Source organism: Algoriphagus sanaruensis, from assembly GCF_001593605.1.
Lineage (GTDB): Bacteria > Bacteroidota > Bacteroidia > Cytophagales > Cyclobacteriaceae > Algoriphagus > Algoriphagus sanaruensis.
Genome location: NZ_CP012836.1, coordinates 1,154,346 through 1,179,109 on the forward strand (window position 1 = coordinate 1,154,346; position 24,764 = coordinate 1,179,109).

The following is a 24,764-nucleotide window of genomic DNA, read 5'->3' on the forward strand; positions in this document are numbered from 1 at the left end:
CTTATTGAATGACGAGAGAAATTACTGTGGGTTCATATCCAATCCGATGTGAATTGACATAGATCGTTTCCCCTATTTTGGCTTCAAAAGGAGCTGTGTACACCTTCCAACCTTCTTTTTTAGAAAAACGATAGCCGATCGAAGCGCTTGGATTGGAGCAGATCAGGTGAACTTTGCCATTTTCGAATTTGAGTTGAGCCGCAGGAGTCACCGGAGGAGTGTCCTTCCCTTTCCACCAAGTCCGGATCATTTCCATCTCATTCACCGCTCCAAGATCTCCATATTCTTCAATCCACTGCTCATGGGATTTGCGCAGCTCGGCCAACTTCTCAGCAAAAGCAGGGTCGGAGGCAAGATTTTTGAATTCATAGGGATCGGATTGAGTATCGTAGAGTTCCTCCTTGGGTTTGGATGAGGCAAACCATCGGTCTTGATTTTCATTGAGCTTTCCTTCCTCGTGCAGTTTTAATAAATGCGGCATCAAAGGATTTTGAAGCCGGAATCGGATATTTTGATAGTTGGGCTTTTCTGGCATGTAGTTTCGGATGTATTTGAATCGCCCGTCAAAAACAGCCCTCACGCGATCGTATTCACTATCCATTCGATCCCGTGCGGCATAGATGTATTTCCTTGGGGCTGATTTTTGAGCTCCCAAAAATGCTTGTCCCTGCATGCTTTCGGGTATGGGAATTTCAGCCAAAGAAAGTAGGGTGGGTGCAAAATCCACAAAACTGACCAGCTCTTCATTTCGAGTTCCCGCTTCCAAAAATGGAGCTTTGATCAACAAAGGGACCCGCAATCCTCGATCATAGAGCTCACGCTTGACATAAGGTAATCCATCACCATGATCCGAGTAGAAAAAGATGATCGTGTTGTCATACAGTCCATCTTCTTTCAACTGCTTGATCACCTCGCCCACCTGATCATCCATGGTCATCACATTGGTGATAAATCGAGCCATGACATACCTGCTGATCGAATCATCCGGATAGTAAGGAGGGATTTTTACCTTGGCTGGATCAACCTTCAAGGGTTCTTTTTCTCTTGCCCAAACCTGAGATTCATGGGTGGTCACGAAGTTGAAAATGGAGAAAAAAGGCTGGCTTTTGTTCGGTCTGTTACGGTAATGAGCTTTTGGGCTACTTTCATCCCACATCGTCACGGGACTACGGAATTGGTAATCTTCCTTGGAATTGTTCGAAGTGTAATAGCCGGCTTCCCGCAAAATCAATGGGTAAGGCTTCATTCCTTCAGGCAAAACCACAGAATAGCCTTTAAACCCCGGAGGATAATCATCAGAAGCTACGGCAGAAGCTGCCAAAGTTCGCATGTGCATCGCGCCGATGGAGGTTTGGTAAGCTCCTGTAATTAATGCGGCTCTGCTGGGTGCACAGACTCCTGCAGTCGAAAAAGCATTCATGTACTTCACCGATTCCTTGGCCAAGGCATTGAGGTGAGGAGTTTTTCCACCGGTTCCTTTATAGCTCTCCAGATGCTCAGGAGACATATCCTCCACCACGATCCAGACGATGTTCGGAAGGTCTTGTTGGGCCGCTGTTTTAGAGAAAATCAAAAAGAAGCCCATGAGGCAAATAAAAGTCTTTTTCATAGCAGAGGTTGATTTTGGGTGTGGGATTAAAAGTTAAGATTTTATCAGAAAAAAGCTAAAGGGTACTGTCCTTTTCCGGCCTGCCATCTATCCAAATTTATATTGGTCCAAATTATTTTATGGCTAACTTTCTTTCACCCAAAAACCTCATCCCTTATGACTAATAGAAGAAATTTCCTAAAAACTACCGGCTTGGCCACTGCTGCTCTAGGTTTGGGATTGCCACAATTCAGTTTTGGACTGACGAAAGCTGAGCCTTTCAAGATTTCATTGGCCGAGTGGTCGGTTAATCGCCTCCTTTTTTCGAAACAGCTCGATCACCTGGATTTTGCCTTAGAGGCCAAAAAGCATGGGATAAACGCCGTGGAGTATGTGAATCAATTTTTCATGGACAAAGCCCAGGACATGGCTTACCTGAAGGAAATGAACACCCGCTGCCAAAACGAGGGAATCACTCAAGTACTCATCATGGTGGACCGGGAAGGAATGTTAGGAGCTCGCTCAGATGAAGACCGGATGAAAGCCGTGGAGAATCATAAAAAATGGATCGAAGCTGCCAAGTTTCTCGGTTGCCACACCGTGCGGGTCAATGGCTACTCAGATATCGCCTGGTCACAAAATCCAGCCGACGCTACTGAAGCGTCGAAGCTAGTAAGTGATGGAATTCATAAGCTTTGCGAATTTGCCGAACCACATGGCATTCGCATCGTCATTGAAAACCACGGAGGCTTCTCCTCCAATGGCAAGTGGCTAGCCGAAACGATTCGAAATGCAAATCATCCATTAGCGGGAACTCTTCCTGATTTTGGCAATTTCCGAATCGGAGCCATCGAAGGCAAGCCGGTCTCCTATGACTCTTATCGCGGTGTCGATGAGTTGATGCCTCAAGCAGCTGGGGTGAGTTTAAAACCCAAGGTTTGGGATGATGCTGGAAATGAATCTGACTTGGACTATGAGCGCATGATGAAAATTGTGCTATCTCATGGCTACCATGGCCATGTGGGGATAGAACATGGCGAGCGAAATCGTGAATGGGAAAGCATTGTGGAGATTAGGCAGATTTTAGAAAGCCTTCAAAAGTCGATGTAAAAAAGGGAGGCTTCTCGAATTCGGGGAGCCTTTTTTAGGCTAAGATTTTAACTTTGACCCATGAACCAACAACTCGGACAACTCTCCCTGCTCGTCAGAGATTATGACGAAGCGATCCAGTATTACACTCAGGTGTTGGACTTTGAACTCTTGGAAGATACAACCATGAGTGAAACCAAGCGTTGGGTGCGAGTTGCCCCTCCGGGTTCCACTTGTCATTTGTTGCTTGCCAAGGCAGCAAACGAAACTCAAGAGAAGCAAATTGGCTTTCAAGCTGGTGGACGGGTTTTTCTATTCTTATACACGGATGACTTTTGGAGGGATTATCGAAAATATACTTCCCGAGGAGTGGAGTTTATCCGCGAACCTTCCGAGGAAAGCTATGGTATCGTCTCGGTCTTCAAGGATTTGTATGGAAATCTTTGGGATTTAATTGAGCGAATTGAGTAGGATATTTTTTAACATTAGGTTCCAGAAGGATCACTTTTCATTATTCCGCTTTCTCTTATGACTAAATCTAAACACAAACTCACCGATGTGGCCCGGGAGATGATGAGTGGGGTAGTACAAATCCACGTAGAAGGTTATATCGAGGAGGATATTCAGAGCATCCTCAATCCATCCATCAAAATCCCCGGAATCTGGTCTGGATCAGGATTTTTTGTAAAATTCAAAAATCTGGAAGGTTACATTGTGACCAACGCGCATGTCATCCGAAACGCCTACAAAGTAGAAATCAGCTCCATGCTCACCAGTGAAGAGCGATTTGACACAGAAATCGTGGGATTGGTTAAACAGCTAGAACCAGATGTTGCTCTGATCAAACTTACCGATGAGGAGCTCAAAAGATTCAAAAAAACTGCCATTCAACCCATTGCATATCTAGAACTGAGCGAAAAAACCAATCCCTCACGAGGAGAGGCAATCAAAGCAATTGGATATCCACTTGGGATGGTGGAACCCAATATTACCGGAGGTGAAATCACCAATTTTATCTCCGGGTCGGAATTGACTACGGAACGTTTTGTCACCAATGCAGCCATCAATCCAGGTAATTCCGGGGGGCCAAGCATCAATGAAAACTTTGAAGTCGTAGGACTCAATACGGCCATGATGGTCAATGCCGAAAATATCGGGTTTATCACGCCTGCAAGTTTTGTGAAAATCATCATCGAAAACCTGCTGCTTTTCAACGAGCCTCACTTCGCTGATATCGGGGGAAAACTCCAAAAGAATGCTGAAAACTTTAACCTCTTTCTGAATCAATCCCAAGCCAAGGGAGTCATTGTGTCCAAGGTCTTGAAAAATGGGTTTTTGGAATCTGCCAAAATCCAGCCTTATGACGTGATTCTTTCAATCAACCAAGTAGAATTTGATCGCCACGGAATCGTCATGGGAAAAGAAGGGATCTATCGCCACAAAAATATTTTTGATATCATCAAACTGATTCCCATTGGTCAGGAAGTGGAAATCACCTATCTGCGAAATGGAAAAAGGGAGACTACCAAAGCCTTTGCGATGCGTGATCCTCAAAAGGGAATAGTCTCCAATCCAATTTTGAATGAAAGAGCTTATTTAGAAGTTTTTGGGATGATCATACAGCCTCTGAGTTTCGAAATTATTCAAGCTATTCAGGAGATTGATCCCTATTCGCAAGTTGACTTGCTAAAAGTGATCGATCAGGATCAACCCATGCTAGTCGTGACCCATATTTATCAAGGTACAGAAGCAGATGAGATGGAATGGTCCATAGGTGAGTTGATTACCCAAGCAAATCATCAGGAAGTCCATACCCTCGAGGAGTTCCAAAAGGTAGTGGAGGACAATCGGGGAAAATCGATCTTGATCAAATGCCTGAGCGGTACGATTGGTTACTTTAATGTCGAAGAATCGATCAAATTTGGCATCTGATCTACCTCAAGGTTTCCTTATCAAATAGTTTAAAAAAAATGTCAGAAAACCACTTTCAAAGTCAACCCAACAATCCCCTTCACGGCATCCGACTAGACACAATTTTGGAGCATTTGGTCTCGCATTACGGTTGGAAGGAACTCGGGGAGCGGATCACGATCCGATGCTTTACCCATAATCCTTCTATTAAATCGAGTTTGACTTTTTTGAGAAAGACACCTTGGGCCAGGGAGAGGGTGGAGGGATTGTATTTGAAAATGCTCAGGGATACGAAGTGACTTTTTGAATTTTTCAGTCAAAAATCAATTCAGAATTGATCCGGCTAAGAACAATACTTTCGGATATATTCAATGCATTTAGCAAAGAGGAAGGTGTTCCATTGAATTCCAGAAAACATCTCCCCCCAAACGAAAAAAGCCCAAATCAACGATCTGGGCTTTTGTTTTATGTAAGTGGTTAAGATTATACGTAGTTGTTGAGCATTACCGGCATCACAAGCATGAGGATGTCTTCATTTTCTTCCTGCTCAGCTGGAAGTATTAGACCGGCACGATTTGGAGCAGAAAACTTCAAGCTTACTTCTTTGCAAGAAAGGTTGTTCAACATTTCTACCAAGAACTTTGCATTAAAGCCGATTTCGATATCCTCACCATCATGGTCACAGGAAAGACGTTCGTTTGCTTCGTTTGAGAAATCCAAGTCTTCTGCCGAAATCATCAATTCGCTTCCGGTCAACTTTAATCGAACTTGATGGGTCGTCTTATTTGCATAGATCGCAATTCGTCGGAGGGATCCCAACAATTCCAAGCGGTCGATATTCATTCGGTTTGGATTGTCAACAGGAATCACATTTTCATAATCCGGGAATCGCTCGTCGATCAGACGGCAAATCATTTTGATATTGTTGAACTTGAAGTAAGCATTGGATTGGTTGAACTCCACAGTAACCGGAACATTTTCAGACGGTAAGGTAGACTTCAGCAAGTTGAGCGCTTTTCTAGGAATGATTAAGCTAGCCCCATTGGAGGAAGCTACATCCACTCTGCGATAACGAACCAATCGGTGACCATCAGTAGCTACGAAAGTGGTATTCGTAGGACTCAAGTTGATGTAAACCCCAGTCATTGCCGGACGAAGTTCGTCAGAAGAAGTAGCGAAAATCGTATTTGAAATTGCTGAAGAAAGAACCTCGGTAGACATGTCAACCGTAGTTGCATTGTTTACGGTTGGGATTTTTGGGAAATCTGTAGCGTTTTCTCCCGCAAGTCTATAGCGACCATTATCAGAACTAATTTCTACTGCGTAGGTGTCATGATCGATGCTGAAAGTAACCGGTTGTTCCGGAAGATTTTTAAGCGTTTCGATCAGGATTCGAGCAGGTACTGCAATATTTCCATCCTCTTTGGCTTCAACATGAATTTGGGTCATCATCGAAGTTTGCAAATCGGAAGCAGTGATGGTCAATTCAGAATCCTTGATTTCAAAAAGGAAGTTTTCAAGAATAGGTACTACAGGGTTGGTAGTCACCACGCCATTGATTGACGAGAGCTGCTTGAGCAAAGCAGAAGAGGAAACAATAAATTTCATATGGTATTTATTTATTTTTCAGAGGTAACATGCAATCACACTTGGTCCATTCTTAAATGACTGGAGCTGCAAGTTAGATTTCATATCATAGGGCTTAATTTAAGTTTTACTCCAATGGGGTAAATTTATAAATAAAATGCAAAATCGGTGGGGGGCTAGAAGCATTATGGAAAATTTTCTTTCCCTTACCCTTTAAAGCCAATTCAGGCCTTTTTGCTGTATCGGTTTTTTCGAATTACGATCAATAGACCACCCAATACACTAAGCATCAGGATAGGTAGCCCAATATTTATCCCTTGCCAAAATCCTTGTTGAGAGTCAATTTTCACCTTGTCCAAGGGACGGATTTGAAGGGTCCGTGTTCTGGAGGAAATAATTCCATCAGGATTTTGAAGGTATTGGGTTAAGTTGAGTAGCAATTGTTTATTGGCAAAAGTCATTTGTGCAAACGGATCTTCTCCCAATGCCAAAGGTTCATTGCTTTGCAAGCTGAACTGACTTTGAAAAACGGATCCATCTCCCAAAACAATCACTATACCTTTTCCGGATTCCAAAAACTCAGTTGAGCTAAATTCCTCAGGTCTAAACCTGTTTTTGAAAACCGAGGTAAATTCTCCTTCCAAAAGGTACATCAAGGGTAATCCACTTTGAGAGAAATCCTCCAAATTAGGTTCCTTCTCCATATCTGAAAAAGCTACCCGAGCTGGTGCAGGAATCGCACGCATGTATTGAGATCCAAATAGCAACGGAGTCTTTTGAACTCCATCTGCCTTGACGGTATCCAGACTGCTTGCAAACCTAAAATTAACTTGGTCCAGTCCTTTGGTGATGGGATGGGGTGTGGCGACTCCAGCATTAAAATAGTAGGGCCAAGGCAAGGAAATCATCTGTTCCCCATTGCCAAAGTTTCCACCCATGACCGGGATGTAATTCAGATTGAGATCTTGAATCAAGTCTTTGTTGATCCGAATTCCATATCGAAACAACAAACGGTCAAGCTCATTTTCCAAAGGAATAGATACTGTTCCTTCACCTGCTGCAAGATTTAAATCAACATCGGCTCCTTCAGCTGCAATAATTAAATTTCCTCCTCGTAGCACATATTGATCCAGCAGATAGAGGTCTCGTTCCGAATAGGTTCCTCGTGGACCCACCACCAAAACCATTGAAAAAGAACTCAAATCCTCAACCTTTTTGGCTTGGTCCAGTGGGACTTTGAAGATTTCAAATTCCCCATCCAAAGCTTCGACCAATCCAAATCCCTCATCTTCACTTAGCTCTCCATGACCTATAACCATGGCGATGGCTGTTTTTTGAGGTTGAGTCAGCTTTCGGATGGCATTACTGATTTCGTATTCCAGATTCTCGATGGAGGCATTGAGTTTTTCATCCGGACTCATTCCTGCTTCTCCTTTCAGGATCAGTGCTCCTGATTCGTATTCCCCATCAGTGACCAAAATACCTGGGAAAATGCGTTGTGTTTGCTGACCAGCCGTTTGGTTAAAATATAAATTGGTTGGGTTGATTCCATAGCCCGCAAGCGTGTAAATGAACTCGAGCTGTAAAGAATCATTTTCAATGGAAAGGGGGTCAAAATAAGAAAAGGTGATTTTCTCAGCTGCGTAAGCGTCGAAAGTTCGCACCGTTTCCTCGATCGACTTTTGAAGCCGTCGCATTCCACCGGGAAGTTGGTCTCCATTCAGAAGGATTTCTACTTCCAAAGGTCGGTCAAGGTTCTGTAACAACTCAATGGTTGCTGGATGCAAGGAGTATCTTTTTTCTTCGGTGAGATCCAGCCTAAACCGTACAAACTGGCCCAGAAGCACCAAAATCACTATTCCGGAAAGCCAATAAAGGAGAGGGCGAAGGATTGAGCTTGACTTTTTCATTGGTTTTTTAGCACTAAAATGGAACCTCCTAAAAACACCCAAACCATACCGAGAAGAAAAATAACATCTCGACTATCCACTACTCCACGACTGAGGTTGATGTAGTGAAAACTTAAACTCAACTCTTCTATCCAAAGAGCAATTGACCCAGTCAGCATATCGGAAAGTGCCGTCATCCCGAAGTATAACAGGAAGCAAAAGAAAACTCCCAAAACGAATGCAACTACCTGTTGACTCGTGAGTGAACTGGCAAAAATTCCTACCGCAGAAAACACCGCTCCGATCATCAATAAACCTATCCAGCTACCCATAAAACCCGCCCAATCCAAGTTGCCGGGAGGATTTCCCAATTGAGAAATGGAAAATGCATAGAGCAGTGTTGGTAATACGGCCAAAATGACCAAGCTTAAAAGTGCTAGGTATTTGGCTAAGATGATTTGAAATAGGCTCAGCGGTGAGGTACGTAATAACTCCCAAGTCCCCGTTTTTCGCTCTTCGGCAATTGCCCGCATTGAGATTGCTGGAATCAAAAACGTAAATACATATGGAGTGTAGGAAAATAAGACCTCTAAGTCAGCGTAGCCATAGTTCAGTATAGAAGTGTCAGGAAAAACCCAAACGATAAGTCCTAAAGCGACTAGAAATAGAGCTAAAATCAGGTAACCGGTGAGGCTACCAAAAAAGGCATAAATCTCTTTCCAAAACAGGCTTCTCATGGGGTAGAAGTGATTTCTCTAAACAAAGTTTCCAGACTCTTATTCCCCTGGTCGAGACGAATTAAGTTGCGATGTTTTTCTTGAAGAATCCCAAGTAAAGCCCTTCGAGCTTCGTTAGGTTCTTGGGTAAGTAGGATCAGTTCGGTGTTTCCCTTGGGACCAAATGCCACTTTTCCTAATTGTTCGAACCATACCAGTTCCAAGGCTTCGTCTGATTCTAAGATCAGTTGAGTTCCCGAGCTTGCTGTTTTTAGTGCGTTCAAACTGTCTGCGGCCCGAATTTTCCCTTGATTGATGATGACTACATCTTGGCAGATAGCTTCTACTTCCTGCATGATATGTGTCGATAAAATCAAGGTTTTGTCTTGGGCGACTTCCTGGATTAGTTTCCGAATTTCCACCAATTGATTTGGGTCGAGACCTGTAGTTGGCTCGTCAAGAATGACCACCTTTGGGTCATGAATGAGCGCTTTTGCCAAGCCCACACGCTGCCGATATCCTTTCGAAAGTTGCCCGATTTTTTTGTGCTGTTCAGGCCCCAATCCAGTTTTTCGGATTAGTTCTTGACTGCGTGTTCGGGCTTCCGAAGGTTTGATTCCATACAGGCCGGCGGCAAATTCCAAAAACTCTTTGACATACATGTCCAGATACAAGGGATTGTGCTCTGGAAGGTATCCTATTAGCGAACTGGTTTTTTGAGGCTGGGAGAGTGCATCCTGAGATAGGATTTTTACTTCTCCCGAATCTGCCTGAATGTACCCGGTGATGATTTTCATCGTGGTTGATTTTCCGGCTCCATTCGGTCCCAAAAAACCCAGAATTCTCCCCGGTGTAGCGGTAAAGCTCACTTGATCAAGTACTTGCTGTGATCCGTAGGTTTTGCTTAAAAGGGAGACTTGGAGTGACATAAAAAGGGAAGGACCAAAAGAGAAATTACCCGCATGGCAGGGGCAAAATCCCCTTTGGTCAGGTCTTGGGCAAAATTATCAATCTATCAGCGATTGGCAAATTTTTTACAAAATGACCAAGGAACGTGTATCTATCAATTACAGCGAAGGACTTGCACTTGACTGCTCGTACCCAAGGTCAGGGGGGAGATTGGGTCGCTCTGCTGCAGCTACGGCCAATTGATCACAGCGCTCATTTTCCGGGTTGCCGGCATGGCCTTTTACCCAGATGAATTTGGGTTTGTATTTCAAATGAAGTGGAATATACCGAAGCCAGAGATCGGGATTTTTCTTGTCTTTGAAGCCTTTTTTCTGCCAAGACCAAAGCCAGCCTTTCTCAATGGCATCGACGACATATTTACTGTCGGAGTAAATTTGAACTGGAAATTCGGTGGTTTTGAGTTCCTGAAGTGCCCGGATGACAGCTAGGAGCTCCATGCGATTGTTGGTGGTTAGGCGAAAGCCTTCGGAAAGTTCCTTGCGATGTTTGCCAAATTTCAAGACAGCTCCATAACCTCCTGGACCGGGATTCCCTTTTGCAGCGCCATCGGTAAAAATGATAATCATGGTGCAAAGAAATGAAAAAAGCCGGGGTATCCGGCTTTCTCCTTATCCTACGGTGATTGGAAAGGCGTTTGTTTTGAAGATTTTTACTGCAATGGAAAGAAGAATTATCCCGAAGATTCGACGAAGTACATCGACTCCAGTCTTGCCCAGTTTGCGCTCCAGCCAAGACGTACTTTTCAGGACGATATAAACAAAAATCAAATTGAGTAGGATTCCAATGGCAATATTGACTTGCTCAAATTCAGCTTTTAAAGTCAAAATCGTGGTTAAGGTACCTGCACCTGCAATCAGCGGAAAAGCAATGGGTACGATGGAAGCGCTGGAAGTGGCTTCGGGATCGGGCTTGAACAACTCGATTCCCAAAATCATCTCAGCCCCCAAAGCAAAAATGATCAAGGCCCCAGCAATGGCAAAATCTTCAACTCCGATTCCAAATAGTCCAAGAATGGATTTTCCGACTAGCAAAAATGCAATCATCAATACTCCTGCAGCTAGGGTAGCTTTTTCGGATTGGATGTGGCCTACTTTTTTCCGGAGATTGATAATGATTGGAATGGATCCGAGGATATCAATGACCGAAAATAGAATCAATGAAACGGATAGGATTTGCTTGAAGTCAATCATGCCACAAAGGTAAGTCGATTTCTCCGATCCAAATCCTTTGGCAGATTATTTCCCCGTGAAGAGAAGTTAAAGAATTCCCGAGCCGTCTTCTACCTCTTCAATCGCTTGTCGAAGAAAGTCGTTGAAAGGTTTCATTCGACGAAAGCCATCCAAAGCAAAAGTTAGGAATGCCCCAGATTCTACCACTTTGTCCGAAATTGGATGGGAAACAGTAAAGCTCTTCAACTTTAAGTATTCGATATGCGGATGGTTTGCTTCGTAATCCCGCGGACTGGTTTTGAGCTTCTCTCCTTCGATAGCTTTAAAAAGCTTTTTGAAATCAGGATCATTTTCGATCCGTTGGAGATCGGCGCCACTGTAGTCGATTTCTTTTCTAATTTTTTTCAGGGTGTCAGCTTCCGGCATCCAGATCCCTCCAGCTAAAAAAGAATTGCCTGGCTGAACCTGTAAGTAATAACCAGGGCCTGGGGATTTTTTTCCACCGGGGGCGAAATAAGCTCCAAAGTTGGTTTTGTAAGGGTCTTTGTTCGCTGAAAAGCGGATGTCCCGATTCTGTCGAAAGACACAGTCTTTGGGTTTAAAAGCTGAAAGTTCCGGCTCAATTTCTGTCATTTCCTTCAACAAGACTTCTACATCTTCTAGGAATCGATTCCTAGTATCTGTGTACCATTTTTTGTTGGCATCCATCCAGTCTTTATGGTTGTTTTTAGCTAGGGCAGAAAGAAATTCGAGGTATGGACGCATAGGAAGTATGAATTTGAAATCTAAAATTAAAACCGCCTAAATAAAGTTAGGTTTAAATAAAATCAACCAAGGTCTCCAGCTTCATCCCACGGCTACCTTTGATCAGAATGAGGTAATCTTCCAGCTTGCTGTCTTCCAACCAATTTCTAAAGGAAAACGGATCTGGGAAATACAATGCCTTTGGCGCTTTTTCCAGCGCTGAAACGATCAGCTTTCCGGTAAAACACACCTTATCTATCGAGTATTCACTGACTATTTCGCCCAATCTTCGGTGCTCTGCCTCAGCATGTTCTCCTAGCTCAAACATGTCTCCGAGAATGATCATTTTATGCTTTTTCCCGGTCATCTGACCAAAAGTTCGGATGGCCACCTCCATGCTGGATGGATTTGCATTGTAAGCGTCAAGGATGATCAGATTGCTGCGCTTCTCGATAAGCTGGGAGCGCATGTTTTCGGGTTTGTAATTGACAATCCCCTCCACGGCTTTTTCCATGGGCACTCCGAAAAACTTCCCTATCGTCAATGCATTGGCAATGTTCCCAAAATTGTAAGCTCCAATCAACGAGGTCAAGTGCTCACCAGAAACACCTTCGACAGTAAACTTTACAAAAGGATTAGCTCCAAGAAAAGTGACTTCGCAAAAATCACCCTTTGCAGGATAGAGAATCGGGTTCTCAAAGCGCTTAACCATATTGGACAAGGTAGGATCCTGGGAATTGATAAAAACAGTTCCTTGATTGGATCGCAAATGCTGGAAAAGCTCCGTTTTGGTCTTCAATACTCCTTCAGGTCCGCCCATTCCTTCCAAGTGTGCCTTACCAATATTGGTAATAAAGCCATGAGTGGGTTCAGCGATGTCGCAAAGCTCCTTAATGTCGCCTTGCTTATTGGCTCCCATTTCGATGATGGCGATTTCATGCTCGGACTTTAAACGAAGCAAAGTCAAAGGAACACCGATGTGATTATTGAGATTGCCGATAGTGGCCAGCGTATTGAATTTTTGCTTCAAAACAGCATGCAGGAGTTCCTTTGAAGTGGTTTTTCCATTCGATCCCGTCAGGCCTATAAAAGGAATGTCAAACTGACGTCGGTGATGAGTGGCCAGTTTTTGCAAAGCAGAAAGGACGTCCTCACACAGAAAATAGCGCTCATCACCCTCTACCAAGTATTTCGCCTCATCGATCACTACCGCGGATGCACCCATTTCCAAGGCTTTTACAGCAAAATCATTGGCGTTGAAATTCGGTCCTTTCAGCGCAAAAAAGAGATTTCCTGGATCGATTTTACGAGTATCCGTGCTCACGCCTGTACTTTTCAGAAAGAGCTGGTAGAGAAGTTCGAGGTTCATTTTTTTGGGAAATTTGCCACAAAATAACGCAAAGGATACATCTTTGCGGAGCTCGATTCGTTTTATTTTGGAGTTTCAGTTGACCTCGCCATGCAAAAAATCCTTGTCCTGATTTTTCTGTTGATCGCTTCTCCTGCTTTCACTCAGGCAATTTTTGAATGGGATCAAAGCAAATCCGTGCAGGTAAATGGTCAGACTGTTCCTATCGGTTTTTCGCAAGGCATCAATTCCGCGCAAATCCAGACCATTGACCTCACTGCAGACGGAGTGGAGGAGTGGGTGATTTGGGATATCAATTCCCGCCAACTTCAAGTGTTCCAAAAATCAGGGGCAGAATTCAGTTTTCAACCTGAGCTTAGCTATTTTTTTCCTTCAGATATCAGTGGTTTTTTGCTTTTGGTTGATTATGATGGGGATGGGAAAAAGGACCTTTTTACGTCCACTCCACTGGGAATAAAAGCCTACCGAAATACATCCACCGGTTCTCAAATTTCCTGGACGGTAGCTCAAAATTTCCTTCGATTGGAAGGCGCAAATAATATTCCTGTCAACAATCTCGATATACCACTTCTTCAGGATTTGGATGGAGATGGGGATTTAGACTTGGTTATTTTCAATTTTGCTCAAGGTGATTTTTTGGAATATTTCCGCAATACCTCCATGGAGCGAAAAGGGATTCCAGATATCGACGGTTTTGCATTTCCAGTTGATTTTTGGGGGAATTTTGTCTTTTGCGGGTGTGAGGATTTTAGTTTTGGACAAACCTGCAATGGATTGCCTCTGGAGTCAAAGGGCGGGAATCAAGAATTAGCCCGAATCCAACATGCTGGAGGGCATAGCATTTTGTATCGGGATTTTACTGGGGATAGGATCCCGGATTTGCTTCTTGGTCGAGACGAATGCAATACCCTGTATTTTCTCCCCAACTCTGGGACAGCAGACCAGCCCAAATTCGACTCGTTTAGCACAGAACTTCCGAATTTTGGTCAATTGCCCAATTTCCCGAGATTTCATATTGGCCAATGGATGGATGAAGAATTGGTCGTTAGCTTGAATACCAATGAATCGGCTGCATCTTTTCAGATTGACTTCGCTAATTCGGTGGTGAAACTGGAAAAAAGCACAGGATCAATCCGCCCAATTCTTCAAGATCAATTGTTTGATTTAGGGGAAAATGTCCGCCCTTATTTTAAGGGGAATGTCTTCGCCGGAGAACTTTGGCTCAGTGCAAATGTCAAAAATGGAAATACTGTCCAAGGCCAAGCATTCCGCCTGAGCTACTCAGGAGATCAGTTTGAGTTGCTGAATGAAGATTACATCGGCCTTTCAGCCCTAAATCTGCTGGATGTCCAACTTATCGAATACGGCAGCGCAACCAACCAATCTTACCTCTTAGCCTCAGGAGTGCGGACTACCAATGGCGTTCCAAGTCAGGTGCTCCTAAGAGGTCAAGGTCAAAACTGGAATGACTTTCAGCTAGCTGGCCTGACACTTAGAGTAGGCGATCAGCTTACTTTTTTCCCCTACCAGGGAAAAGATCAGTTGCTAATTGCTGCGCAAAATGGAAGCCTGACACTCTACGAGGTGGATTTGGAGGCTCGGACAGCAACTCTGAAAACGGCCAATTTCCTAGGCTTTCAGGACAATCCAGCCAATCGAAATCTGAGTGTAGCGGTACGAATTCAGGAAACTCCTGACTTGTACACCGTGGACCAAACTGGTCGGATTTTTCTGGTCAAAGACATGATGAATTCCGATGTTCGGGAGGAGGTCTTGGTCAAAATCGGAGGACAAAACCTTCCTTTTCGACTGGGAAGAAATACCTGGATCTCGGTAGTCAATCCGGGATTTGATGAGAATGTGGGTTTGATTTTGGGAAGCCGTGGTGGGGGAATAAGCTATCTGAAATCCGTAAAATCCGAATCTCCCACAGATGGCGAATTACTCGTAAAACTCTATCCGAATCCAAGCCATGGACCATTCAAGGTCATTTCCAATTCCGCTGCGCAAGCCCGACTGATTACTTCTTTGGGACAAATCCTTGTGGATGAAATCCAGATTCCAGCCAACCGAGAAATCGAAATTCAGACTCAAGTCCTTCAGCCTGGAGTTTACTTTTTACAGCTTGAAACCGAGGATCGGAAAGTGGTAGTGAAGAAGCTGCTGGTGAGGTGATTTCTTTTCCCACAGATTGCCACTGATTTTCTTCACAGATATACCGTGACTTATGAGCTTCCCACTCAATAATAATTGCAAAATCTGTATGACCTGTGATCATAATCTGTGAAAAACTGTGGGAACTAGAATTTTCCCTTCCAAATAATCCCATTTGCCCACCTCCCCCAAAACATCTAGCTTCGAAATAGAATTATAAATCCAATGAAGAACATTTACTTCCTCCTAATTCTGGCGCTTTTCGCAGGGGCCTGTACTTCCGGTCCTGAAAATCCAGTCGATTCAGTCTATATCAACGGCATCATTTATACGGTAGACGAAGCTAATCCGCAAGTTCAAGCTGTGGCGGTTAAAGATGGGTTGATCCTGGCGGTAGGCTCGACCGAAGAAATCCAAGCCTATGTCGGCGAGGCCACTGAAGTGATCGACTTACAGGGCAAAACCATGACTCCGGGATTTATTGAATCCCACGCTCACTTAATGGGTATTGGGTACAACAAGCTCGAGATCGACCTCATGGGTGTTAAAACCTACGACGAACTCATCCAAAAAGTAGCTGAAGCCGCTGCCACCGCCAAGCCGGGTGACTGGATTACAGGTCGTGGTTGGCATCAGGACAAATGGCTGCAAATGCCCGAGAAAACCGTCAAGGGCTTCCAAACCCATGATGCTCTCAGTGCGGTCACACCAAACAATCCAGTGTACCTCGCCCATGCTTCCGGTCATGCCTCTTTTGTCAATCAGAAGGCCATGGAACTCGCAGGCATTACTCCTTTGCGCAGCGAAAAACCCACGCAGGAAGTCGAAGGTGGCGAAGTCCTCCGTGACGAACTTGGCAATCCTACCGGAGTTTTGGTGGAGCGAGCCTCCGCTTTGGTAGCTAAACTCATTCCTGAAACGACCCCTGAGAAAAATGAGGAAGCACTCACCTTGGCCCTACAGGAACTGGCAGAGAAAGGAATCACTTCCTTCCACGATGCGGGTTCTGGTCAAGAGGTGATCGATTTGGTTCAAAAGTTCAAAAATGAAGGCAAACTCACCTCCCGCATGTACATCATGCTTACGGGTCGTCAGCCTGAGTTGCTAGAAGCTTGGTACAAAAAAGGCCCGATGATCGACCCTGATCATTTCCTTACGGTGCGCTCGATCAAACTGAATTGCGACGGAGCTCTTGGTCCTTGGGGAGCTTGGTTGCTGGAAGATTATTCCGACAAGCCCGGTCATCGAGGCCATGAAACACTTCCTATGTCTGTCGTAACAGAAGTATCAGAAAAGGCCTTGCCGCTTGGTTTTCAGGTTTGCTCCCATGCGATCGGGGACCGAGCCAATCAGGAGATTTTGGATCGATACGAAGCGGCTTTTGCTAAAAATCCCGAGGCCAAAGATCATCGCTTCCGAATCGAGCATGCCCAGCATTTGCATCCGGATGATATTCCGAGATTTGGTCAGTTGGGCGTGATTGCGGCCATGCAGGCGATTCACTTGAGTTCGGACCGACCTTGGGCCATCGATCGCTTGGGCGAAAAGCGCATCATCGATGGGGCCTATGTGTGGCAGAGCCTGTTTAAGACCGGTGCCCTCATTGCCAATGGTACCGATGCCCCCGTGGAACCCGTAGATCCGATTCCTTCCTTCTATGCTTCAGTGACTCGCAAGACCCTTCAGGGACTTCCGGAGGGAGGCTACGAAGGCGAACAAAAAATGACCCGTGAGCAGGCCTTGAAGTCCTACACTCTAGACGGCGCTTTTGCTGAGTTTGAGGAAAACTTCAAAGGATCGATCGAAGTTGGAAAGGCTGCTGACTTCACCGTTTTCGACAAAAACATCATGCAAATCCCCGAGGATGAGATTCTTCAGACCAAAGTGCAAATGACCGTGGTGGGAGGGGAAGTAGTGTTCAGTAAGCAGTAGGCAGTTTGGGAATTAAGAATTCTTAAATCAGAAATCTGAGTTTGACCTTCTAGGGTTTGAAAACCTGGAAGGTCTTTTTTTATCCAATTCTTAAAAGAAATAAAATGAAACTTAAAAACTCATTTATACAACATTCATTTAAATCATTCGTTTTTCGGGTTAAGTATTTGGTAATTAAAAATTAACCTTATGGTAAGCAAACTTTGGAAAGTGACCCTCTTGCTTTTTTACCTATCTCCAGTGGAAATAGCTTTTTCCCAAACCACACCAAGCTCCCACGCTTATTTCTCGAGAGGCTATTCTCAGCAGCCCGTCATCACCTTCAAAGAGGGCTTTTTCAACAAAACCACTTACTACCTTGATGGGGAAAAATCAAGCCCAAAAGAGGTAGCGAATTTGGTTAAATCGGTCCAAACGGAGGACTTTAGATTTCTTCAGAATCAACGGAAAAAGAATTTGGGTTATGTAATCCGTCTTTCGGGAATATCCGTGACCCTCGGTTCCATCGCGTATCTCTTTACCAATGAAATTACCCCGGCCAATGTCCGCCCGTGGTTTTGGACTTCTTTTGGAGGAGGAATGTTACACAGTACTGGAAACATTCTCATCGCTGATTCAGAGCGAAGAATCCAACGAACCATCAATGACTTCAATGCCTATCATTATTCAGGAGGTGCGGATGCATTTTTAAGTATGGATAAAAGTGCTGGATTTTTTGGGTCTAAAATCGATATCTATGAAGGTCCAATGCTCCTCCAAAATGCCCAAGTGCTGTCCCGACTCCAATCCAATGAGGAAGCCCTTAGAATGTTTGAAAAAGTTATCAAAAGACAAAAAGTGAGCACCGTCAACAATGTGGTAAACACTGCTCTTTCATTCGGAATCATGTTTGTTGCACTTGGGACTAAAAGACAATCTTCTACCCAAGATCAAATTTTATTGCCCTTGACATTTACTGGAATTGGGCTCAATGTGTTCTCCAGTTTTTTTGATCGTCGAACCAGAAATTTGACCAGAGAGGCGTTACATCGATATAATTACCAGTAGAGAAGATCTGGTTCAGCTCAAGATTTTTGGGCAGTCGCTTTTCAGTAGATGCTGGAATATTTCCTAATAACCCTACCTGAACTATCATTTCACCCCGATATTTTCCAAAACAGCTTTTTAAAAGAGCCCAACCATTCCTTATTTTCTATTGAGCGTATTAGATTTTGCTGATTCATCACATTTTCATCTTGCTCTCCAGAAAAATCCCCTATTTTCCTTGTCTAATCTACTTATTATGAGAAAACAATTACTTCTTCTTTGGCTTTTTGCCTTCACCATTCAGGTGGCATTGGCCCAAGACGCACCCAACCCCATGTCCTGGAAAGACGTGGCCACCTGGAAATCCATGCCTGGCGGAGGATACAAGCTTTCCCCTGACGGCCAATGGATGGCTTATATCCTAACAGGAATTGAAGCAGACGGCGAATTGATTCTCCAAAAGACGGCTGATCCGGAGAGCAAAAAGTCCTTCCCGATCGGGAATGCCAGCTTTGCCAGCTTCGAATTCAGTGACAACAGTCAGTGGATTGCCTTCAAGGAATACCCAAAGTTTGTCGAAAAACAGGCCAATGAAAAAGCCAAAGGGAAACCACTCAAAGACAAAGTGCACCTGCTTAAGCTCGGCACGGACGACAAGAAGACATTTGAAGGAGTTGGTGGATTTTCTTTCAATGGACAAGCTGCCACTCACTTGGTCATCAATCTTCCCAAAGAAGGAAATGGGGACGCTAAAGGCTCCGACCTCCTGATCTACCACCTAGCCGCCGGCAAATCTCAAAACCTCGGCAACGTGCGAGAGCATGCCGTTAATAAAGCAGGAACTCACCTTGCCTACACCGTCGATGCGGCTAATTCTCAAGGAAATGGTCTGTATCTACTCACCATGGCAAGCAACTCTATTCAGGTACTGGACTCGGATGAGGCTGGCTATCAAAGCATCAACTGGACTGAAAAAGGAGATGCTTTTGCTGCGTTAAAGATGAAAAAAGACAAGAAGTACAAGCAGGACAAGGGGGCAGTTTTAGGTGTGAAAAACCTTTCCAATCCTCAAGTTACGCTTTACGAGCCTGCAAAAGACTCGACTGGCTTTGATCAGAACTACACCATTACTCCAAATCGAAGACCGATGTGGTCAGAGGATTTGACCAGATTGTTCTACGGCATTCATCCCTTGGTATTGGCAGAAAAAGAAAAGCCAAAAAAAGAAATCAATGCTGATTCGGTGAAAGCCGCAGAAGCTGAAAACTTGGCTAAAATCATGGCTGATACGACAATCAAGTCAATTTCTGACCTGCAGAAAGCCATCGGTAAACTCAATTCAGGAAAGTCTGAAGATAAGAAAGCCAATGATGCCAAGAAGCCCGATATGACTATCTGGCATTGGCAAGACGATCGTCTACAGTCTCGTCAAAAGGTACTGGAAAACATGGATAAGAATTACAGCTTTTGGGCCATGTATGATGTAGTAGGCAAAAAGCATATCGCGCTTCAAGATAGTAGTATGCGTGACCTCAACATCCTTCCTCAGGAGCATTTTGCACTGGGTTCGGATCAGCAAAAGTATGAGCTAGACATCAATCTCAACGGTCAGCAATACCGAGATTACTATCTGGTGGATTTGAAGACAGGGGCGAAAACTTTGCTTTTTGAAAATTTCTACCAGCCATCGTTTGCTTCCATGCCTAGGCCTTCTACAGATGGTAAAAAGTTGCTCTATGGCAAAGACGGGAATTTTTATATCTATGATATCCTAGCCCAAACTCACACGAATATCACCGAAAAGCTCCCGGTGACTTTTGTCAATACCGAAGACGATCACAATGTGGAAAAGCCTATGCAAAACCCATTGGGTTGGAGTTCGGATAGCCAATATGTATTGCTTCGGGATGGTTGGGATATTTGGCAGATTGCCTTATCAGGAAAAGAAAGTCCGGTTAATCTTACCCAGAACGGAAGAGCCCAAAAGATTCGGTACCAGTACAGATTCAGCCTTGATGAGGAGGAAAAAGGAATCGATCTTCGCAAAACTACCTATGTCCGCATGTATGGCGAAAACACCAAGAAAAGCGGAATAGCTACCCTGGCTCCTGCCAAAAAAGGAGGACTTGCAGCCGGAGTCAAGGTGTTGTCTTGGGAAGATGCCAACATTCAAGGTCTAGCCAAAGCGGAAAAAGCATCAGTTTTCACCTTTACCAAGGAAAATTCCAATGCTCCAACTCAAGTCTATTTGACTGATGCTAGCTTGAGCAATCCCAAGCAGATTACTGAAAATGCCCCCGATGCAAGCAAATTTGCTTGGTCTGCCGGAGTAAAATTGATCGATTACGTGACGACCAAGGGAGATTCGCTTCAGGCTGCACTATTCCTTCCAGCTGGCTATGTGGAAGGTCAAAAGTACCCAACCGTGGTGTATTACTACGAGAAGCTTTCACAGACTCTTCACAACTGGGCCAATCCAGGATACAGCGGAACAGGCTGGAATCCTTCTCTTTACACAAGCAATGGCTATGCGGTATTGATTCCAGATATCGTCTACAAAATGGATGATCCAGGAATGTCTGCCGTATGGGCTGTGCTTCCGGCAGTTGACGCTGCGATCAAAACAGGCGTAATCGACGAAAGCAAAATGGGTCTTCATGGTCATAGCTGGGGTGGCTACCAGACCTCTTTCCTGATCACCCAAACCAACCGATTCAAAGCTGCTGCTGCAGGTGCACCGCTGACCAATATGATCTCCATGTATGATTTGATCTATTGGAATACGGGAGGGGGAAATATGTCGATCTTCGAAGCATCACAAGGAAGATTCCTTGGAGGTCCTTGGGAAAACTGGGAGGCTTATGAGCGAAATAGCCCAATTTATCATGTGAAAAATGTGCAGACTCCACTTCTTATGCTTCACAATGACAAGGACGGAGCCGTAGATTTTACACAAGGAGTGGAATATTACAATGCCCTACGCCGATTGAAAAAGCCGGTCATCATGGTTCAGTATTTAGGCGAAAATCACGGCCTCGGTAAACTTGAAAACCGAAAGGACTACAGCGTCCGCATGATGGAATTCTTCGATCACCATCTGAAAGGGCTTCCTGCACCGGATTGGATGAGCAAAGGTGTGCCGAGATTGAAGTTGGGCCAACATCTAGAAGAAAGAGCCTTCTAAAAAGTCAGAAGGATGAAGTCAGAAGTTTAAAAAAAGCGAAATCCCCCGGTGTTGGTTCATCGGGGGATTTTTTCTTAGATGGAGTTAGGGGTTTTTCTTCGGTTTAATGTTTGGTGTCGTTTCCCTTTTTTACTTCAACACCTCTCTGGAGATAACCAGCTTCTGAATCTCCGAAGTCCCTTCTCCGATGGTGCACAGCTTGGCATCGCGATAGTATTTTTCTACCGGATAATCCTTGGTAAAACCATAACCTCCAAAAATCTGCACAGCCTCATTGGCTACAGAGACTGCCACCTCAGAGGCGTAAAGTTTAGCTTGAGCACCTGCTAGCGTTACTTTTTGACCTTTGTTTTTCAGATCAGCAGCTTTAAAAGTCAGGAGGCTTGCAGCCTCAACCTGAGTTGCCATATCTGCCAACTTGAAGGAAATGCCCTGAAAATTGGAAATCGGTTTATTGAATTGATGACGCTCTTTGGAATATTGGATGGCAGCTTCTAAGGCACCTTGGGCAATTCCCAAAGAGAGTGCTGCAATGGAAATTCGGCCTCCATCCAGGATTTTCATCGATTGGATAAAGCCTTCCCCGACTTTCCCGAGTACCTGACTTTCGTGGATTCGGCAGTCCTCAAAGATCATCTCAGCTGTCTCCGAGGCCCGCATCCCAAGCTTGTCCTCTTTGCGGCCACCTTGGAAGCCGGGAGTCCCTCTTTCGACAATAAAAGCAGTCATCCCATGGCTGTCACCCACCTCTCCCGTCCGAGCAATGACTACGGCCACATCTCCTGAATACCCGTGCGTGATGAGGTTTTTGGCTCCATTGATGACATAGTATTCCCCGTCCTTTTTGGCGACGGTTCGCATATTTCCGGCATCTGAGCCTGTATTTGGTTCGGTCAGGCCCCATGCACCCAACCATTCGCAAGTGGCAAGTTTGGGTAGATATTTTCGCTTTTGTTCTTCATTACCAAACATTAGGATATGTCCGGTACAAAGGGAATTATGTGCAGCCATAGAAAGGCCTACGGATGGATCCAGTTTGGCGAGTTCAGCGATTGCCGTCACATACTCAAAATAGCCAAAACCCGAACCTCCATATTCAGTGGGGACGAGTACGCCCATCAGGCCGAGTTCGCCGAGTTTTTTAAAAACATCCAGTGGAAAATGGGATCTATCGTCCCAATCCTTGCGGAAGGGAGTGATCTCTTTGGCTCCGAAATCACGGATCATTTGGGCGATCATCCGCTGATTTTCATTGCTTGCAAAATCTAACATAAGGTATACGTTGGGTTTATAATCTATTGTTCGAACTCTAAGTTTCGAAATAGGTTTTGGATATCCAAACGGGCCTAAACAGTTGAAAATTTGGAGATTGATTCAGAAAATAGTAGGAAAGGAGGTGGATTTTCAGAAATCTTATTTTTTGGAATGCTTTATTGAATGCTTCCATAAATCCTTATTTTTCTGAAAATAGTTAAATTTTCTACCAGCCAATCCCAGCCTTATGAAAGTTCGTTTGTTGTTACCGCTGATTTACCTAGGATTTTGGATCACTACTCAGGCTCAGAGTCCACGGTATATTATTGATAGCCTAGGCCTGCAGCTCAGAGAAGCTACCTCACCTGAGGATAGAGTGGGTATTTACTCTGAGCTTACTTGGTATTGGGCAATGGTCAATTTGGATTCCGCACTTGCCTACGGAAATCAGGGGCTAGAATTGGCTCAGAAGATAGGCGATCAGTCGAAAATTGCCCAGGCCTACAGTGATCTTGGAAATGCCTACAATCAATTGGGGGAGTTTGATCTGGCTAAAAATGCCTATCGAACTGCCTTACAAATTCGGACAGCATTGGGTGATTCGACAGGGATGGCTGGGAGTAAAAGCAATCTTGCTTCCATTCATCAGCGCTTGTACCAGACGGACTCTGCGATGGCCTATTATGTGGAGGCATTGTCCTACTACGAAAAAGTTGGAAATGATCGATACGTGAATTTTATAAAAAATAACCTGGGAGTTCTACATGAGGATCTTCGAAATTATCCCAAGGCATTGGAATTCTATGAAGAGGTGGCGGAGTATAGGGAGAAGAATGAAATGATCCAGGATTTGGCCATGCTGTACAACAACATGGGTAATATTTATAAAAACACTAAATCTTACGATAGATCGGAAGAGTATCTCAAAAAGGCTCTGAAAAATGGTCTTCAGGTCGGAGACTCTTTGGTCATTTCAGTGACCTATCTGAATCTAGCGTCAATGTACAATGCCGCAGATCGTCCAGATGAGGCAATCCTAGCCGCGGAAACTGGGATTAAAATCGCAGAAAAAGTCAATTCCAAATATGACCAAGCCATGATGCAGTACGCTCTGGGAAACTCATATTCTAAAAAGAAGCAATACCTCAAGGCAAAATCTGCTTTTCAGTCCGCTATTTCAGTGCTTGAAAAATTGAACGCACAGGATGAAGTCTCCTCGATTCAATTGCGGATGATTCCAATTTTTGCTGCGTTGAATATGCCTGATAGTGCGCAATATTATACTGACTTATACATCGACTACCGAAATACCCTCACCGAAAAACAAATTGAACAGTTCACTGCTGAGCTTCAAACCAAATACGAAACCGAAAAGAAAGACCAAGAAATAGCTTCACAACAGCTCGCCATACGAAATAAAAACATTCAATTGTATGGCTCCTTGTTTTTAGCCTTGGCTTTGGGAATAGTCGGTTACTTGCTGTATAGTCAGCAAAAATTAAAAAACCGGCAACTCCAACAAGAAGCTGAACTCAAAGCCGCTTTAGCTCAACTCGAAACCCAAAACAAGCTTCAAGAACAGCGGATGCTCATTTCCCGTGATCTCCATGATAATATAGGCGCTCAACTCACATTCATCATTTCTGCCATCGAAAACCTCAAATATTTTGAGCCCATCAAAGAGCAATTGACCGCGCGGTATGACAGCATTGCCAACTTTACCAAGCAGACGATTACCGAACTCAGAGATACGATCTGGGCGATGAATAGTGGGCAGGTTAGTTGGGAGTCGCTCACTGGAAGGATTCAGGATTACCTTCAGAAAGCCCGACAGTCTACGCCTTCCATTGATTTTTCATTTGAAAAAGATCCTAGTATTGCTGGGGACCAAACGATCAATTCCTCAGATAGCATCCAGATTTTGAGAATTATCCAAGAGGCAGTCCAAAATGCTGTCAAATATTCAGGAGCAAAAGTTGTCCATGTTCAGGTGCGAAAAAGTGCGGATGGATTCCAGATTGAAATTTCAGATGATGGAAAGGGATTCGAGGAAAGCGCCATCAACCCTGGAAATGGACTTTACAATATGCGAAAGCGTGCCGAAGAACTAGGAGGCTTGCTTGAATTGAATTCTAATCCTGGAAAGGGGACCCAAATTACCCTCCGTTGGAAAGAATAAGGTA

At 44.3% G+C, this 24,764-nt stretch carries 19 protein-coding genes; 9 read left to right on the forward strand and 10 right to left on the reverse strand.

The genetic code is table 11. The features are described 5' to 3' along the window. Position 1: 1 nt before the first annotated feature. The gene (locus AO498_RS05110; protein WP_067544444.1) at positions 2–1,609 is read right to left on the reverse strand and encodes a sulfatase family protein; all 1,608 of its coding nucleotides are present in this window, start codon (positions 1,607–1,609) and stop codon (positions 2–4) included. 156 nt (positions 1,610–1,765) lie between these two features. Here AO498_RS05110 and AO498_RS05115 point away from each other — a divergent pair, with 156 nt between their 5' ends. From AO498_RS05115 to AO498_RS05130, 4 genes are read left to right on the forward strand one after another with little or no spacing between them, the layout of a single operon-like run. Then, positions 1,766–2,698: a TIM barrel protein gene (locus AO498_RS05115; protein WP_067544446.1), complete on the forward strand. Its 933-nt coding sequence runs from the start codon at positions 1,766–1,768 to the stop codon at positions 2,696–2,698. 60 nt (positions 2,699–2,758) lie between these two features. Next, positions 2,759–3,148, forward strand: a complete 390-nt coding sequence (locus AO498_RS05120; RefSeq protein WP_067544447.1) for a VOC family protein — start codon at positions 2,759–2,761, stop codon at positions 3,146–3,148. 57 nt (positions 3,149–3,205) lie between these two features. Beyond that, on the forward strand, positions 3,206–4,609 hold the full coding sequence (locus tag AO498_RS05125; RefSeq protein ID WP_067544449.1) for a S1C family serine protease: 1,404 nt from the start codon (positions 3,206–3,208) through the stop codon (positions 4,607–4,609). 38 nt (positions 4,610–4,647) lie between these two features. Then, positions 4,648–4,887 carry a VF530 family protein gene (locus AO498_RS05130; protein ID WP_067544451.1) on the forward strand — a complete coding sequence of 80 codons (240 nt, stop codon included), beginning with the start codon at positions 4,648–4,650 and terminating at the stop codon, positions 4,885–4,887. 184 nt (positions 4,888–5,071) lie between these two features. Here the strand turns inward: AO498_RS05130 and dnaN are convergent, their stop codons facing one another. The 8 genes from dnaN to AO498_RS05170 form a co-directional block, all read right to left on the reverse strand. After that, positions 5,072–6,196 carry a DNA polymerase III subunit beta gene (dnaN, locus tag AO498_RS05135; RefSeq protein ID WP_067544453.1) on the reverse strand — a complete coding sequence of 375 codons (1,125 nt, stop codon included), beginning with the start codon at positions 6,194–6,196 and terminating at the stop codon, positions 5,072–5,074. A 203-nt stretch (positions 6,197–6,399) separates the two neighbouring features. Next, positions 6,400–8,085, reverse strand: coding sequence for a gliding motility-associated ABC transporter substrate-binding protein GldG (gldG, locus tag AO498_RS05140; RefSeq protein ID WP_067544455.1), 1,686 nt, complete (start codon positions 8,083–8,085; stop codon positions 6,400–6,402). Then, complete coding sequence (gene gldF / locus AO498_RS05145; protein WP_067544456.1) at positions 8,082–8,801, reverse strand: gliding motility-associated ABC transporter permease subunit GldF; 720 nt, start codon at positions 8,799–8,801, stop codon at positions 8,082–8,084. The genes gldG and gldF overlap by 4 nt, the downstream gene beginning before the upstream one ends. Then, positions 8,798–9,709 carry a gliding motility-associated ABC transporter ATP-binding subunit GldA gene (gene gldA / locus AO498_RS05150; RefSeq protein ID WP_067544457.1) on the reverse strand — a complete coding sequence of 304 codons (912 nt, stop codon included), beginning with the start codon at positions 9,707–9,709 and terminating at the stop codon, positions 8,798–8,800. Before gldA ends, gldF begins: the two co-directional genes overlap by 4 nt. A 138-nt stretch (positions 9,710–9,847) precedes the next feature. Beyond that, the gene (gene rnhA, locus AO498_RS05155) at positions 9,848–10,315 is read right to left on the reverse strand and encodes a ribonuclease HI (protein WP_067544458.1); all 468 of its coding nucleotides are present in this window, start codon (positions 10,313–10,315) and stop codon (positions 9,848–9,850) included. Positions 10,316–10,357: 42 nt separating this feature from the next. After that, a complete protein-coding gene (locus AO498_RS05160; protein ID WP_067544459.1) occupies positions 10,358–10,939 on the reverse strand; it encodes a MarC family protein in 582 nt (193 codons plus the stop codon). A gap of 66 nt (positions 10,940–11,005) precedes the next feature. After that, entirely contained in the window at positions 11,006–11,683 is a 678-nt protein-coding gene (locus AO498_RS05165; RefSeq protein ID WP_067544460.1) for a DUF2461 domain-containing protein, read from the reverse strand. Between the two features lie 52 nt (positions 11,684–11,735). Then, a complete protein-coding gene (locus tag AO498_RS05170) occupies positions 11,736–13,031 on the reverse strand; it encodes a UDP-N-acetylmuramoyl-tripeptide--D-alanyl-D-alanine ligase (RefSeq protein ID WP_067544461.1) in 1,296 nt (431 codons plus the stop codon). Positions 13,032–13,121: 90 nt separating this feature from the next. Between AO498_RS05170 and AO498_RS05175 the strand changes: the two genes are divergently transcribed. From AO498_RS05175 to AO498_RS05190, 4 genes are all read left to right on the forward strand, one after another. Beyond that, positions 13,122–15,206: a T9SS type A sorting domain-containing protein gene (locus AO498_RS05175; protein WP_067544462.1), complete on the forward strand. Its 2,085-nt coding sequence runs from the start codon at positions 13,122–13,124 to the stop codon at positions 15,204–15,206. Positions 15,207–15,410: 204 nt separating this feature from the next. Next, positions 15,411–17,117 (forward strand): amidohydrolase, encoded by a 1,707-nt coding sequence (locus AO498_RS05180; RefSeq protein ID WP_067544463.1) that lies wholly within the window; start codon positions 15,411–15,413, stop codon positions 17,115–17,117. Positions 17,118–17,306: 189 nt separating this feature from the next. Next, on the forward strand, positions 17,307–18,164 hold the full coding sequence (locus AO498_RS05185) for a hypothetical protein (protein ID WP_067544465.1): 858 nt from the start codon (positions 17,307–17,309) through the stop codon (positions 18,162–18,164). Between the two features lie 235 nt (positions 18,165–18,399). Further along, a complete protein-coding gene (locus AO498_RS05190; protein ID WP_067544467.1) occupies positions 18,400–21,327 on the forward strand; it encodes a prolyl oligopeptidase family serine peptidase in 2,928 nt (975 codons plus the stop codon). 129 nt (positions 21,328–21,456) lie between these two features. Here AO498_RS05190 and AO498_RS05195 read toward each other — a convergent pair whose 3' ends face one another. Continuing rightward, positions 21,457–22,599, reverse strand: coding sequence for an acyl-CoA dehydrogenase family protein (locus AO498_RS05195; RefSeq protein WP_067544469.1), 1,143 nt, complete (start codon positions 22,597–22,599; stop codon positions 21,457–21,459). 229 nt (positions 22,600–22,828) lie between these two features. On the opposite strand from AO498_RS05195, the gene AO498_RS05200 reads away from it, so the two are divergent. Beyond that, a complete protein-coding gene (locus AO498_RS05200; RefSeq protein ID WP_067544470.1) occupies positions 22,829–24,760 on the forward strand; it encodes a tetratricopeptide repeat-containing sensor histidine kinase in 1,932 nt (643 codons plus the stop codon). Positions 24,761–24,764 lie beyond the last annotated feature (4 nt).